General features: G+C 59.1%; 14 protein-coding genes. 6 read left to right on the top strand and 8 right to left on the bottom strand.

Annotation, left to right across the window (positions count from 1 at the left end):
- Positions 1-4: 4 nt before the first annotated feature.
- The 3 genes from SIB83_RS08835 to SIB83_RS08845 all read right to left on the bottom strand — a co-directional run bounded on the left by SIB83_RS08835 (position 5) and on the right by SIB83_RS08845 (position 4,752).
- The gene (locus SIB83_RS08835) at positions 5-1,675 is read right to left on the bottom strand and encodes an NAD(P)H-quinone oxidoreductase subunit 4 (protein WP_413745596.1); all 1,671 of its coding nucleotides are present in this window, start codon (positions 1,673-1,675) and stop codon (positions 5-7) included.
- 328 nt (positions 1,676-2,003) lie between these two features.
- Positions 2,004-4,016 carry an NAD(P)H-quinone oxidoreductase subunit 5 gene (locus tag SIB83_RS08840; protein WP_413745597.1) on the bottom strand — a complete coding sequence of 671 codons (2,013 nt, stop codon included), beginning with the start codon at positions 4,014-4,016 and terminating at the stop codon, positions 2,004-2,006.
- Between the two features lie 34 nt (positions 4,017-4,050).
- Positions 4,051-4,752 (bottom strand): NnrU family protein, encoded by a 702-nt coding sequence (locus SIB83_RS08845; RefSeq protein ID WP_413747340.1) that lies wholly within the window; start codon positions 4,750-4,752, stop codon positions 4,051-4,053.
- Between the two features lie 133 nt (positions 4,753-4,885).
- Between SIB83_RS08845 and SIB83_RS08850 the strand changes: the two genes are divergently transcribed.
- Positions 4,886-5,893: a LysR family transcriptional regulator gene (locus tag SIB83_RS08850; RefSeq protein WP_413405138.1), complete on the top strand. Its 1,008-nt coding sequence runs from the start codon at positions 4,886-4,888 to the stop codon at positions 5,891-5,893.
- Here SIB83_RS08850 and SIB83_RS08855 read toward each other — a convergent pair.
- Positions 5,884-6,516 (bottom strand): DUF3172 domain-containing protein, encoded by a 633-nt coding sequence (locus tag SIB83_RS08855; RefSeq protein ID WP_413405140.1) that lies wholly within the window; start codon positions 6,514-6,516, stop codon positions 5,884-5,886. The genes SIB83_RS08850 and SIB83_RS08855 overlap by 10 nt on opposite strands.
- Positions 6,513-6,860, bottom strand: coding sequence for an NAD(P)H-quinone oxidoreductase subunit M (gene ndhM / locus SIB83_RS08860; protein ID WP_413405142.1), 348 nt, complete (start codon positions 6,858-6,860; stop codon positions 6,513-6,515). The genes SIB83_RS08855 and ndhM overlap by 4 nt, the downstream gene beginning before the upstream one ends.
- Before the next feature lie 107 nt (positions 6,861-6,967).
- On the opposite strand from ndhM, the gene pds reads away from it, so the two are divergent.
- Positions 6,968-8,386, top strand: coding sequence for a 15-cis-phytoene desaturase (gene pds / locus SIB83_RS08865; protein WP_413745598.1), 1,419 nt, complete (start codon positions 6,968-6,970; stop codon positions 8,384-8,386).
- Positions 8,387-8,389: 3 nt separating this feature from the next.
- Positions 8,390-9,298: a phytoene synthase gene (locus SIB83_RS08870; RefSeq protein ID WP_413405146.1), complete on the top strand. Its 909-nt coding sequence runs from the start codon at positions 8,390-8,392 to the stop codon at positions 9,296-9,298.
- 65 nt (positions 9,299-9,363) lie between these two features.
- On the opposite strand, the gene SIB83_RS08875 is transcribed toward SIB83_RS08870, so the two are convergent.
- A complete protein-coding gene (locus SIB83_RS08875; protein ID WP_413405148.1) occupies positions 9,364-9,798 on the bottom strand; it encodes an RNA recognition motif domain-containing protein in 435 nt (144 codons plus the stop codon).
- 64 nt (positions 9,799-9,862) lie between these two features.
- The gene (locus SIB83_RS08880) at positions 9,863-11,140 is read right to left on the bottom strand and encodes a CCA tRNA nucleotidyltransferase (protein ID WP_413745599.1); all 1,278 of its coding nucleotides are present in this window, start codon (positions 11,138-11,140) and stop codon (positions 9,863-9,865) included.
- Here SIB83_RS08880 and SIB83_RS08885 point away from each other — a divergent pair.
- Genes SIB83_RS08885 through SIB83_RS08895 form a run of 3 tightly spaced genes read left to right on the top strand, consistent with a single transcriptional unit; the run spans position 11,139 to position 12,591 of the window.
- A complete protein-coding gene (locus SIB83_RS08885; RefSeq protein WP_413405151.1) occupies positions 11,139-11,390 on the top strand; it encodes a Ycf34 family protein in 252 nt (83 codons plus the stop codon). The genes SIB83_RS08880 and SIB83_RS08885 overlap by 2 nt on opposite strands.
- A complete protein-coding gene (gene tsaB, locus SIB83_RS08890) occupies positions 11,387-12,004 on the top strand; it encodes a tRNA (adenosine(37)-N6)-threonylcarbamoyltransferase complex dimerization subunit type 1 TsaB (RefSeq protein ID WP_413405153.1) in 618 nt (205 codons plus the stop codon). The genes SIB83_RS08885 and tsaB overlap by 4 nt, the downstream gene beginning before the upstream one ends.
- Positions 12,004-12,591: a YdcF family protein gene (locus SIB83_RS08895; RefSeq protein ID WP_413745600.1), complete on the top strand. Its 588-nt coding sequence runs from the start codon at positions 12,004-12,006 to the stop codon at positions 12,589-12,591. Before tsaB ends, SIB83_RS08895 begins: the two co-directional genes overlap by 1 nt.
- On the opposite strand, the gene SIB83_RS08900 is transcribed toward SIB83_RS08895, so the two are convergent.
- A complete protein-coding gene (locus SIB83_RS08900; protein WP_413405155.1) occupies positions 12,570-13,247 on the bottom strand; it encodes a lysophospholipid acyltransferase family protein in 678 nt (225 codons plus the stop codon). The two genes, SIB83_RS08895 and SIB83_RS08900, sit on opposite strands and share 22 nt — an antisense overlap.

The following is a 13,247-nucleotide window of genomic DNA, read 5'->3' on the forward strand; positions in this document are numbered from 1 at the left end:
TTGATCAGGATCCGTTGCTGGAGATCACCTGAGGTGCCCTGAGCATTGCTGGCGTCAGGCTTCCACTGCGAATCAGCGGAGCTGTCGGTCGGCTGATCACCTCCATCGCTGACACATCTCGTTCAACAAGCGCTTCGATCGCTGTGCGGTAGCTGTCGGTCATCAGACGTGGGTAGAGACCGATTCCGATGATCGGCACCAACAGGCAGCCAATGATGTAAATCTCACGGGGCTCGGCATCCACCAGATTGGTGTTGGTGGTGAGCTGAGCATTTTCCTTGCCGAAGAAAATTTCTCTCAGCATCGAGAGCAGATAGATCGGCGTCAGGATCACTCCGATCGCAGCCAGTCCGTCGATGACGATCCTGAAGCTGAGTGTGTAGGCCTCGTCAGTGGCAAAACCTGTGAACACCATCAGTTCACTCACAAATCCGCTCATGCCTGGCAGAGCGAGGGATGCCAGGGAGCAGACGGTCCAGAGTGCAAACATGACCCTCATCTTCTGCCCCACTCCTCCCATCTCGTCGAGCTGCAGGGTGTGGGTACGGTCGTAAGTGGCACCCACCAGGAAGAACAGGCTGGCTCCGATCAGGCCATGGCTGATCATCTGCAACATGGCTCCGCTCGTTCCCAGAGCGCTGAAGCTGCCAATGCCTATCAGCACAAAGCCCATATGGCTGATGGAGCTGTAAGCAATTTTGCGTTTGAGGTTGCGCTGAGCGAAAGAGGTGAGTGCAGCGTAAATGATGTTGACCACACCCAGCACAACAAGCAATGGTGCGAACTGAGCGTGCGCTTCAGGCAACATCTCGGCGTTGAAGCGCATCAGGGCATACCCCCCCATCTTCAGCAGGATTCCCGCCAGCAGCATGTGCACTGGAGCAGTCGCTTCGCCGTGAGCATCAGGCAGCCAGGTATGCAGCGGAACAATCGGCAATTTGACGCCGAAGGCGATCAGCAGTCCTGCGTAACAGAGCAGCTGGAATCCTGTGCTGAATCCTTTCTGGGCCAGCACGGTGTATTCGAAGTTGGGAGTGTCGCCCCCCATGAAGCCCATGGCCAGTGCGGCAAGCAGGATGAACAGTGAGCTGCCTGCGGTGTAGAGGATGAATTTCGTGGCGGCGTACTGACGCCTTTTGCCGCCCCAGATGGCCAGCAACAGATAAACAGGCAGAAGTTCCAGTTCCCAGGCCAGGAAGAACAGCAGCATGTCCTGAACTGCGAAGACTGCGATCTGGCCACCATCCATGGCCAGAATCAGAAAGAAGAACAGCTTGGGCTTGAAGGTGACAGGCCAAGCTGCCAGGACAGCCAGTGCGGTGATGAAGCTGGTGAGCAGGATGAGAGGCATGGACAATCCATCCGCTCCAACAGCCCAGGTGAGTCCAAGATTCGGCAGCCAGCTGACACGTTCGGACAGCTGCAGACCGCTGAAACCGGGGTCATAGCCGCTCAGATAGGCCCCCACCGTGATCAGAAAGGTGATCAGAGCGATTGCCAACGCGAACCAGCGAACCTGTTTCCCCTCCCCCTGATCAGGGATGAAAGGAACAATGAGCGCTCCGACAATCGGAAAGAGGATGGAAAGACTCAGCCAAGGGAACTGAGCTGGAATGATTCCCGCTGCGATATCCGCTGCAGGATCAAAGGGGGCACTGACGGCAAATTCCAGCAAGGGACACGCCTTTCACCACTCATAGGAGTGTAGAAATCCTGGCTGAACTCGCACTGAGTCGATAGGCGTTGACACACATGCCCCGGATTGGTGTGCTGATGTGCTGATCAGATTTCTTCAAAACCTTGAAATTCAAGAAAAGCTCATGATTTCTTCAGTCACAACTTGTGGGTTTGAAGAAAATAGTCTGCGGGCTCAATCTGGTTTCGGAACGGTAGGGTCCGGATGACATTTCATGATTCAGTCTGAACAGAATCTTCTTTCCAGCTTCGAAGAAGCATCGATTGAAGAAGCATTCTTGGAGAGGAAATCTGATGCCGTGCACGATTCAGGTAATCGGCCCGCCAAGGACACCGAAGAGAACCACAAGTCCGATCACACCGCCAAAAACGATCAGGGCATAGAACTGAGCGCGGCCGGTTTCAAAGTATTTAAGACCTTCTCCGCTGCCGAGAGTGAGCAGACCGGTGAGATTCACAACACCATCAACCACCTTGGCATCCACCTCCAGCACCTCGCGCGCAATCTTGCGGCTACCCCGGACGAACAGCTTGTCGTTGATGTCATCGAGGTACCACTTGTTGGCGAGGAAGGCATTGACGGATGGGAACCGTGCTGCCACGAGTTCACCCAGATCGATCCTTCGCAGTGCGTAGGCAAGTACGGCCACGCTGATGCCCGTCAGGGAGATGGCCACTGATGCTCCGGCCAGCGGCAGGAATTCCCCCCAGCTGAAGTGTTCTGCCATTTCAAGTGCCTCTTCAGGGTCAAGCAACCCTGCAAAACGACTGTTCCAGGGAGTCCCGAGCAGGCCTATCAACACTGAGGGAACCGCGAGCACCACCAGCGGCAGAGTCATCGGCCATGGCGACTCATGCAGGCTGCCCGCGTGGTGAGCATGCTCTTCATCAGAGGACTTGCCGGCAGCGGCCATGAGCTGGGCCTGCATGGTTTCATCATTCCCTCTGAACTCTCCCTCGAAGGTGAGGAAGTAGAGGCGGAACATGTAAAAAGCAGTCATGCCGGCGGTCAGAAAGCCCACCGCCCAGAGGACTGGAAAGGCTTCAAAGGCTTGGCCGAGAATCTCGTCCTTGCTCCAGAAACCTGCAAGGGGAGGAATGCCACTGATGGCAACGCATCCGATCAGGAAGGTGATGGCCGTGATAGGCATCTTTTTGCGCAGACCTCCCATGAGTCGCATGTCCTGAGCGAGCACGGGTTCATGTCCCACCACATCCTCCATGGCATGGATCACGGATCCCGATCCCAGGAAGAGCATCGCCTTGAAGAAGGCGTGGGTCACGAGATGGAACATGCCGGCCACAGGTGCTCCACAACCCATGGCCAGCATCATGTAGCCAAGTTGTGAGACGGTGCTGTAAGCCAGCCCTTTTTTGAGATCCATCTGGGTGAGCGCAATCGAGGCACCCAGAAAGCAAGTGATCGTGCCGGTGACAGCGATGAACACCCCAACGCTCGGGAACTGGCTGTAGAGCGGCTCAAGTCGTGCAACCAGAAACACGCCAGCAGCGACCATCGTTGCCGCATGAATCAGTGCGGAGATGGGTGTGGGCCCTTCCATCGCGTCAGGTAGCCAGACATGCAGTGGGAACTGGGCTGATTTCGCCATCGGGCCCATGAACACAAACAGGCAAAGAGCCAGTGCTGCCCAGCCAGGCACCATCCCACTGCTCACGCCTGCTGCAAGCCCATCAGCGATTCCCTGAAAGTCGAAACTGCCTGTTGCCCAGAACAGACCGAGAATTCCGAGCAGGAGGCCGAAGTCGCCAACCCGGTTGACGACAAAAGCTTTCTGGGCGGCATGCGCTGCGCCATCGCGGTCGTACCAGAAGCCCACAAGCAGATAGGACGACATGCCCACCAGCTCCCAGAACACATAGATCTCCAGAAGATTGGGGCTCACCACAAGCCCGAGCATCGAACTGCTGAAGATGGCCAGATAGGTGAAGAAGCGCACATAGCTTTTGTCGTGCGCCATGTAGCCGTGTGAATAGATCATCACCAGCAGAGCCACCGTGGTGACCAGAGCCAGCATCACCGATGCCAGAGGATCGATCACGTAGCCCATCGGCAGGATGAACTCTCCGGCGCTGGCCCACACGAACAGGTGTTCAACCGGTGGGGCTCCTGACAGCTGTTCCAGCAGCACCGCGTAACTGATCACGGCAGCAGCACCGATGCAGCTGATCAGCAACAGCGCCACCGGTTTTCGCAATCGGTTGATCGTGCGGTTGAAGCTGATCAGGCCGAGACCTGTGATCAGGGCCCCGAACAGGGGCAGCACTGGAATCAACCAGGCGGAGTCGGCAGCCGAGGGCATCCGGACAAAAAAGCTTTTAGCGAGTGTAATCAGCTCAGTTCAACAGCTCACCGAGTCGGGAGTGCAGGAATGCCATGCCCCCTCGGGGGATGTAGCGGTGGGCCCACCAGAACACACCCACAGCGATGGTGATCCCAAGCTGGGCTGGTCGGATCAGTTCGCTCCAGACAAGCTGCTGGCGGCCATCGATTACGGCGGCGAACGGAAACACGGATGTTTCGGCCTGCAGACTGTCGAAGGCTTGCCCGAAGCGGGCTTTCAGGCGCCGGTCGCCATGCCAGACGGCAAACAGATGGTGAGCAATCAGGCCAGCACAGGTGACCAGCATGAAGCTGCTGCCGATCCAGAGAGCGTGGCTCATGCACCAGAGGATCTGGCCAACGGCCTGGGGATGTCGGCTGATCCGGATGATTCCGGTGGCGTAGAGCCGCACCTGGGGCTTCAACACCGCAGGTATTTCCAGCAGGTTGTAGGTGGCTGGGTAGAGGAACAGAAAACTGATCGCTGTCACGATCCAGATGGAAGGCACCATCCCCGGGACTCCCTGCAGGTTCCAGATCCTGATGCCGTCGTAGCGGTGAGCCAGGAAGTAGCCGATCACCACCACTGCAGAGGGAATGCTCAGGGCTGCAAACACCAGCCGCCAGGCGCGCGCGCCGATCCTGGCTTCAGCCCGCGTTCGCAAGGCTGCACCACCGCTGTGGATCACTGCGAAAACAACGAGCAATCCCAGCATCACCAGGCTGCTGTGATGGGTGCCTGCTGTTGCGTCAGCCAACGAGATGCTGCGGGAGACGTGATTCTGGCGTTCTGCAGGAAAGAGCACCCCTACAGTTTTCTGGCTTCCGCTGTTCGCCGGGCAGCTTTTCATGGCCGATCTGCCCTTCACCCTGGATCAGCTGCGCATCCTGCGGGCCATCGTCAGTGAGGGCAGTTTCAAAAAGGCGGCCGACAGCCTCTACGTCACCCAGCCGGCAGTCAGTCTGCAGATTCAGAACCTGGAGAAGCAGCTGGAGGTCGCCCTGTTCGATCGTGGTGGTCGCAAGGCTCAGCTCACTGAAGCGGGCCACCTTCTGCTCAGCTACTGCGATCGAATTCTCAGTCAGTGCCATGAGGCGTGCAGGGCGCTTGATGATCTCCACGACCTCAAAGGGGGGTCTCTCCTGGTCGGCGCCAGCCAGACAACAGGGACCTATCTCATGCCTCGAATGATCGGGTTGTTTCGCCAGAAATTTCCTGACGTGGCCGTGCAGCTGCACGTGCACAGCACGCGGCGCACCGGCTGGAGTGTCGCCAACGGACAGATCGATCTGGCGATCATTGGAGGAGAACTTCCTTCTGAACTGAATGAACTGCTTCAGGTCGTGCCCTATGCCAGCGACGAGCTGGCTCTGGTGCTGCCTGTGAAGCATCCCCTCGCGCGTCTGGTGGAGCTCAGCAAGGATGACCTCTATCGGCTTGGCTTTGTCAGCCTGGACGCGCAGTCAACCACTCGCAAGATGGTTGATCAGCTGCTTGGACGCTCCGGCTTGGATGTGCCGCGCCTGCGTATCGAGATGGAACTGAACTCATTCGAGGCCATTAAAAATGCTGTTCAGGCTGGCCTGGGCGCTGCTTTTCTGCCGGTGGTCTCGATCGAGCGCGAGCTCACTGCCGGAACCCTGCTACGCCCGACTGTCGTCGACCTTCAGGTGCGTCGTCAGCTCAAGCTGATCACCAATCCATCCCGCTACTGCTCAAGGGCTGCCGAAGCGTTCCGAAGAGATGTGCTGCCGGTCTTCGCCAGTGCCGACAGTCCTCTGCGCCAGGGAAGAACAGGCGGCGTTCCGCCTCAGGAAAATGACTTCGAAGAAGCTGAGGGAACCGATCAGAACTGATCAGCTTCTGGTGTGATGCCAACCGTGTCATCCGCCACGCCCCTGGTCAGGAACTTGTTTTGGCTGATGTCGGTCTGGTAGACGCAGCGCACAACCGGTTTGTCTCGAACTGAGCCGATGTAAGCAAACGTGTTCATGCGTTGTTTGCACTCGCGTTCCTGCGCTGAGGTGATGGCTCCTTCCTTGCGCAGCACTGCCCAGTTCTCTCGTCGAATTACGCATCCAGGCTGCAGTGTCGGCTGTGTCACGAAACTGCTGGATGGATTCAGCGTTGTGTACATCTCGATATCCATCACGAAGGCACTGGCACCCCACTGTCTGCAGAATTCCGGGTCTGGAACCGCCATGTCCAGTTGTTGAGAGCTGGCGATGTTGCCCTGGTCTCCCTGCGTGGTGCTGGTGACCGCACTGCCGATGCCGATTCCCACAATCAGCACTCCGGCGAGAACAGCGATGGTGGCGGTGTTCAAGCTCATGCCGTTGCCACCGTTCTTCGGCGGTGGTGGTGGACCTCCATAGCCCCTGATCTCTCGGCGGTCATCTCTCCTGGACTCGTCACGGCGGCGTTCACCGTTTCTCCGGTCGTAGCCGGATCCGGAACGGTCGTAGGGGGAACGACTCACAGCAGTTCAGGGGACCTGGGAAGACCCATCGAATAGTTAAGGACCCGGCAGTCAGGGTTGTAACTCAGCTTCCCGGCCTGAAGAAGTTCGCGAATGCAGCCTTCGAGTTCGGTGCCGATACGACGCAGGTTGTAGTCATTCAGCGCCTGACCCGCATGGCTTTCGACCAGTTCGCGGAAGCGTTCCTGAACGGTTGCGACGGTGCTGTCAGACCAGATGAATTCGTTGTCGGGATCCAGGTCAAGGGTGAGCCGGCTCGGGTCAGCGACCAGATCGCCATTTTCGACCCGAGCCGTGAACAGGCGCACGTGGCGGGTTGTGCTTTTCAGCAGGGTCTCGGCCATGAATCAGCGGAGCGATGGAAGGATCGCGCAGGCGTGTTGTCGATGACTTTAGGAAGCAGAGAGGAGACCTCCCCTTTTAAGGTTGTTTTCAACTTGTGTTCAGAAGCATGCGCGTCGCCATCGCGGGGGCCGGTCTGGCAGGTCTTTCCTGCGCCAAGTATCTGGCCGATGCTGGTCATATGCCGGTCGTGGTCGAGGCTCGCGACGTGCTGGGCGGCAAGGTTGCGGCCTGGAAAGACGAGGACGGTGACTGGTACGAAACCGGGCTTCACATCTTCTTCGGGGCCTACCCGAACATGCTGCAGATCTTCAAGGAGCTGAATATCGAAGACCGGTTGCAGTGGAAAAGCCACTCGATGATTTTCAACCAACCGGAGGAACCAGGCACCTACAGCCGTTTTGATTTTCCCGACCTGCCGGCCCCAGTGAATGGTGTAGCCGCAATTCTGGGAAACAACGACATGCTCAGCTGGCCGGAGAAGATCAGCTTCGGCCTGGGTCTCGTGCCCGCCATGCTCCGCGGTCAGGGGTATGTCGAAGAGTGCGATAAATACTCCTGGACTGAGTGGCTGCGGGTCCACAACATCCCCGAGCGGGTCAATGATGAGGTGTTCATCGCCATGAGTAAGGCTCTGAATTTCATCGACCCCGACGAAATCTCAGCCACAGTTGTGCTCACTGCTCTCAACCGCTTCCTGCAGGAAAAGAGTGGCTCCAAGATGGCGTTTCTGGATGGTGCGCCGCCCGAGAGGCTCTGCCAGCCCATGGTTGAGCACATTGAATCATTGGGTGGTGAGGTTCATCTCGACAGCCCACTGCGTGAGATCAAGCTCAATGACGATGGCTCAGTCGCTGCTTTCCACATCGGCGGCATCAAGGGCAGGGAGGGCTTTGATCTCACAGCTGATGCCTATGTCAGTGCTCTGCCTGTTGATCCCTTCAAGCTGCTGCTGCCACAGCCCTGGAAGCAGATGGACATCTTCAAAAAGCTCGATGGCCTGCGAGGGGTGCCTGTGATCAATCTGCACCTCTGGTTCGATCGGAAACTCACCGACATCGATCATCTGTTGTTCAGCCGCTCACCGCTGCTCAGCGTCTATGCAGACATGAGCATCACCTGCAAAGAGTACGAAGATCCCGACAAGTCGATGTTGGAGCTTGTTTTTGCACCCGCCAAAGACTGGATCGGACGCTCGGATGAAGAGATCATCGAGGCCACGATGGGCGAACTGCACAAGTTGTTCCCCAACCACTTCGGCGGAGACAACCCCGCCACATTGCGCAAATACAAGGTGGTGAAGACACCGCTTTCCGTCTACAAGACCACGCCTGGCTGCCAGCAGCTTCGTCCGGATCAGACCACTCCAATCCGCAACTTCTTCCTGGCTGGGGACTACACAATGCAGCGCTACCTCGCATCCATGGAAGGTGCGGTTCTGAGCGGCAAGCTCTGCGCTGGCGCGGTGGACCGCAAGAGCGATCAGCTGGCATCATCGTCACCTGTCAGCGAGCCGGTCTCGGCCTGAGTCATGCCTCTCGCAGCATCGGATCTCGACGCGGCCTTCGAGGCCTGTCGTCGGGAGACCGCCGAGTGGGCCAAAACGTTCTATCTCGGAACGCTGCTGCTGCCCTATGAAAAGCGAAGGGCCATCTGGGCCATCTATGTCTGGTGCAGGCGGACCGATGAGCTCATGGATAGTCCTGAGGCTCAGGAGCGCCCTCAGGCTGAGCTGGCCGATCGTCTGAATCGCTGGGAGCTGAAGACCCGTGATCTGTTCAGGGGACATGTTGATGATGAACTCGATGCGGTCATGGTTGACACGCTGGAGAGGTTCCCTCAGAGCATTCAGCCTTATCTCGACATGATCGAGGGGCAGCGTATGGATCTCACCTGGACCCGCTACCCCCGCTTCGAAGACCTCAAGCTCTACTGCTACAGAGTCGCAGGCACCGTCGGTCTGATGACACAGGGGGTGATGGGGCTGGATCAGGCCTACAGCTCCGCACCCTGGAGTGACAGCCCTGATACATCGGATGCTGCGGTCGCTCTGGGGATTGCCAACCAACTCACCAACATTCTTCGTGATGTCGGAGAAGATCGCGGTCGTGGCCGGATCTATCTTCCTCAGGAGGATCTCGAGCATTTCGGATACTCCGAGGACGACCTGATGGCAGGACGGCTCAATCAGGCCTGGAAGGATCTGATGGCGTTTCAACTGCGTCGCGCCCGCGAGTGGTTTGATCGTTCCGAGGCAGGCGTGCGCTGGCTCTCACGTGACGCCCGGTGGCCTGTCTGGACCTCACTGCGTCTTTACAGGGGAATTCTCGACGTGATTGAGCGCCACGATTATGACGTTTTCAACAAACGTGCCTATGTCGGGAAACTCAACAAACTGCTTGATCTTCCCCGCTCCTTCGTGCTCGCACAATCTCGCTAACTCTTCGCTGTCGATCAAAAACCGGCGATTTCAGATGGCCGGTTTTTGATCTTGATGCGGTCGTCTCAGACAGCCGTTTTCTGGTTGGCCAGCAGGTCCTTCAACTTGGAGAGCTCACCGGCCCAGCGAGGATCGGGAGCTTCTTCAGCCTTGGCGTCACTGTGAACAACTTTATTCACTGCTTTGCGGGCTGAACCGGGGGCATGGCCACCTCCTGCCTGTCCGCGACGACCACCACCGCCTGCGTTGCTGTCACGTCGTTCAGAGCGTTCGACACGAAGTGCGTTTCCACCGAACTCCTTGCCGTTGAACTGCTCGATCAGGGCATCTGCGACTTTCTCGTCGTCGACATTGGCGAAGCCGAAGCCGCGGCAGGCACCTGTCTCGCGGTCGAGAACGGCCTTGAAGCGAATCCCCTCCCCCACGCTGGTGAGCTGAGCCTCAAGCTCCTTGCTTTCAAAATTCTGCGGCAGATTGCCGATGTAAAGACGCACGCTCATGAAACGGGGAAGGGAAACGGAAGACTGCGTGTCAGGCCGATCGTTGTCGTCACTGCTAGGGCAGTTAATCACAGGACCCATTCGGGTCTGCCTGAACCGCTCGATGGGACAACCAGGATCGCGCTGCATTGAGCGCCTGTTCGCCGGTCGAGATCCGACCATACGCACGCTCGAGGCACAGGTGTTGAATCAGTTCCCCCAGAGCGGGGCCCGCCGCGATGGGGAGTGCATTCAGAAGGGTCGTTCCATTCACAGGGGGGTAAGGGTGGAAAAGGGGGTCCTGGGGGTCTCTCCAGCGCTCCAGCCATGGCTGCTGCAGTGCTTTGGGCCAGGTCACGATCAGCGCAGGCAGATCCATTTCAAGATCCTTGTGAAGCTGCAAACGTTCCTGTTCCGAGAGCTGTTCAAGGCACGGATCCCCCTGCTCAGCTGTCGAACGCTCGATCCAATGACGCAGCCGTTCACAACGCTTCAGCTGACGGCGACTGAAGCGGAGCTCTTTCAGCCCTTCATCAGGCAGCAGCTGGGTGAGCCTCGTAAGGGGGAGAGCCTGCAGTCGTTCGCTGTCTGTCAGCAGATCAGCGTTCTTCACGGTCCCGGCAATCTTCTGATCACCTGATGTGTTGTTCTGCTTTGTCCAGGGCTTCAGCAGCTCCAGATCGAGAAGGGTCTCAATTGCGAGGTCTGCGGCCGGTGCGGCGGTCAGCCGCAACAGTTCCGCCTGAATGCGTTCGGGGGCGGCCTTCGGCAGCAGGTCACGGTTGCGGCGCAACATCGACAGCGTGAGCGGGGCCATGCGCATCTCGAGCTCCGCCATGAGACGCAGGCCGCGAAGCAGGCGCAGTGGGTCGTCCTGAAGATTGGCCTCCTCCACTGCAACGATCGTGCTGGACTGAAGATCCTCCAGGCCACCTGTCGGATCAATCAGTCGTGGGGCGCCATCGAAGCTCAGGGCAATGGCATTGAGCCGATAGTCACGACGGTTGAGATCGTCCTCCAGCGTTACGCCGTCCTGCCTGGCCAGATCGATCGTCCACCCCCTGAGCACCAAGCGGGCCATGTCGCGTGCTTCATCCAGCACAACGCAGGCGCCTCCATGCTTCTGCGCCAGCTGCCGGGTGCTTTCGAGGGCATTCCCAGGCACCACTAGGTCGAGATCAGGGGTGTCCGTGAGTCGGTCCAGGAGGGCGTCACGCACCGCTCCCCCCACCAGCACCGCCCCTGTCGGCAGCTGCGCCGGTGACACCGGCCATTTTGCCGGTTTCAGACGCTGCAAACTGATTTCAGCCAGCTTGTCCCGATCTCCCGCCAGAATGGGAGGAGAACCACAGCGGGGGGGCATGTGCATCTGTGTTGACTGCCGCTGGGTAGACCGTTGTCAGGCCTATCACGCTGTGGAGCGGCAGCACGGTGCTCCACATCTCGCTGAAACGCCTGATCTCAAGCCGTCAGATCCCCGAATTCACATCAGTGTGATGGATCTGCCTGCTGGACAGGTTGGTGTCGAATGGGATGTGAGGGGCTGTGGATCGTTTCAGCTGGAGCGGGGGCGTTGGAGCAGACTCAGGCCCGGTGAGGAGGTGCCTACATGAGCGGCTGGCTGCTCGCTCTGCACAGCTCCACTGAAACTCTCGGGATCGCACTGGTTGGCGCGGAAGCGCCCCTGCAGGAAGCCCGTGTGCTGTGTCGCTCGCTTGGACGGGCTCTCACCAATGAACTGGTGATTTCGCTGCAGCAGCTTCTGCCCGCGGATCAGTGGACCGGCATCAGGAGGCTGGCGGTGGCCACCGGACCGGGCGGATTCACTGGGACGCGTCTGACCGTTGTGCTGGCGAGGACGCTGGCTCAGCAGCTGGGAGTGCCCCTGCACGGTGTGAGCAGCTTCGCCCTGATGGCTCCCAGACTGCGCAATCAGCTGCCGCAGCAGCAGCAGCAGCAGCCGTTCTCGATTGTGCAGACGCTGCCCCGACGAGGAAAGGTGGCCGGTCGCTATCGGATCGCGGACACCGTGGTCGAGGAGCTGGAATCCCCTCGCCTGCTCAACGATCGTGATCAACCTGCTCCGACCGTTCCGATGGACGTTGATGTTCCTGCAGATGTGCTCGAGCTTCTGAAGTGCTGCAGGGACTTTCATGTCCGCGATCTCCCTGGTCCCTGGGATCCGGTCCTGCCGATCTACCCCACATCGCCTGTGGGGCCGGTCTGATGGGTCTTGGTTGTCGTTCGCTGCTGCTTTGTGCGGCGGTGCTGGCCGGTGCCGGCGTCGCCGGCCCCTTGCGCCCTTTCGTTGAGGCCGCCCTCACCAATCATCAGCCGCAGCGCATTCTGGTGCTCGGAGGTGATGCCGATCGTGAGCGCATGGGACTGAACCTGGCCCGTCGGATGAACCTTCCTCTGGTGGTCAGCGGTGGGACCAATCCCGAATATGCACGGTGGTTGATGCGGGATGCCGGTCTGGAGCCGGACAGGGTTCGGCTGGATTACCGGGCCAAGGACACCCTTGGAAATTTCACGTCGCTGGTGGATGAACTGCAGCGCGATGGGGTGCACCATCTGCTGCTGGTCACCAGTGAAGATCATCTGCCGCGGGCGATGGCAGTGGGTGGCATCGTTGCCGGAAGCCGTGGAATCCGGCTCACGGGCGTTCCCGTCAGCTGCCGGTCCAGATGCCGTGATGAGGGCCTGGGCAAGCGTTTCGGAGATGGAATGCGTGCCGTTGCCTGGGTGATCACAGGTCGGGATCTCAAGCCCTGGGCCCGCAGACAATGGCCTCAGCTGTTCACTGCTCCCTGATCAAGCAGAGCATTGATGCGTTGCTGGAGTTCGCGTGTGGTCGCTTCCAGCTCCGGTTTGCGCCGGCTGCTCGGTGCGGGCACAGGAATTCCGATCCGCATTTCCAGCCTCACCAGCCGTGGTCGGCTGCGACCCACTCCGAGTGCTCTGTGGCTGTTGAGAATGGCCACGGGCAGAAGAGCTGCTCCTGATCTCGCCGCCAGGAGAGCTGCACCTGGCATGGGCTGATTCACACGACCGTTCTCCTGGCGGGTTCCATCAAGAAAGACGCCGATCGCCCAGCCCTCCTGGAGTCTTGCTGTGGCTGTGCGGATGGCTTCGCGGTCGCTGGCGCCACGCTTCACCGGATAGGCGCCACAGGCCCGGATCACTCTTCCCAGAAGAGGGATGCTGAACAGCTCGGCTTTGGCCATGAACGCCACCGGGCGGCCAAGGGCATGGCCAAGCAGCGGTGGATCGAGATGGGACCCGTGGTTGGCCACGACAACCAGAGGCCCGTCCATCGGGACGTTGCCGTTGCCGCGGGTGCGTCCTCGGAACAGAATCCTGAAAACCGGAAACACCAGCAGGCCGCTGACCAGTCTGTAGGCCAGACTCGGCCGCGGCGCCTTGAAGGTCTGCAGGTCGGTGGAGTCGGCCTCAGGGTTGCTGCTCAT

The organism is Synechococcus sp. MIT S9507, assembly GCF_047304715.1.
Taxonomy (GTDB): domain Bacteria; phylum Cyanobacteriota; class Cyanobacteriia; order PCC-6307; family Cyanobiaceae; genus Synechococcus_C.

Bases quoted from the DNA above. Each gene is read 5' to 3' on its own strand.
- ndhM (WP_413405142.1), bottom strand. From the start codon at position 6,860: ATGGCCGAGACCCTGCTGAAAAGCACAACCCGCCACGTGCGCCTGTTC.
- SIB83_RS08845 (WP_413747340.1), bottom strand. From the start codon at position 4,752: ATGCTGGGATTGCTCGTTGTTTTCGCAGTGATCCACAGCGGTGGTGCA.
- SIB83_RS08875 (WP_413405148.1), bottom strand. From the start codon at position 9,798: ATGAGCGTGCGTCTTTACATCGGCAATCTGCCGCAGAATTTTGAAAGC.
- pds (WP_413745598.1), top strand. From the start codon at position 6,968: ATGCGCGTCGCCATCGCGGGGGCCGGTCTGGCAGGTCTTTCCTGCGCC.
- SIB83_RS08850 (WP_413405138.1), top strand. From the start codon at position 4,886: ATGGCCGATCTGCCCTTCACCCTGGATCAGCTGCGCATCCTGCGGGCC.
- SIB83_RS08880 (WP_413745599.1), bottom strand. From the start codon at position 11,140: ATGCCCCCCCGCTGTGGTTCTCCTCCCATTCTGGCGGGAGATCGGGAC.
- SIB83_RS08900 (WP_413405155.1), bottom strand. From the start codon at position 13,247: ATGAGCAGCAACCCTGAGGCCGACTCCACCGACCTGCAGACCTTCAAG.
- SIB83_RS08885 (WP_413405151.1), top strand. From the start codon at position 11,139: ATGTGCATCTGTGTTGACTGCCGCTGGGTAGACCGTTGTCAGGCCTAT.
- SIB83_RS08895 (WP_413745600.1), top strand. From the start codon at position 12,004: ATGGGTCTTGGTTGTCGTTCGCTGCTGCTTTGTGCGGCGGTGCTGGCC.
- tsaB (WP_413405153.1), top strand. From the start codon at position 11,387: ATGAGCGGCTGGCTGCTCGCTCTGCACAGCTCCACTGAAACTCTCGGG.
- SIB83_RS08840 (WP_413745597.1), bottom strand. From the start codon at position 4,016: ATGCCCTCGGCTGCCGACTCCGCCTGGTTGATTCCAGTGCTGCCCCTG.
- SIB83_RS08870 (WP_413405146.1), top strand. From the start codon at position 8,390: ATGCCTCTCGCAGCATCGGATCTCGACGCGGCCTTCGAGGCCTGTCGT.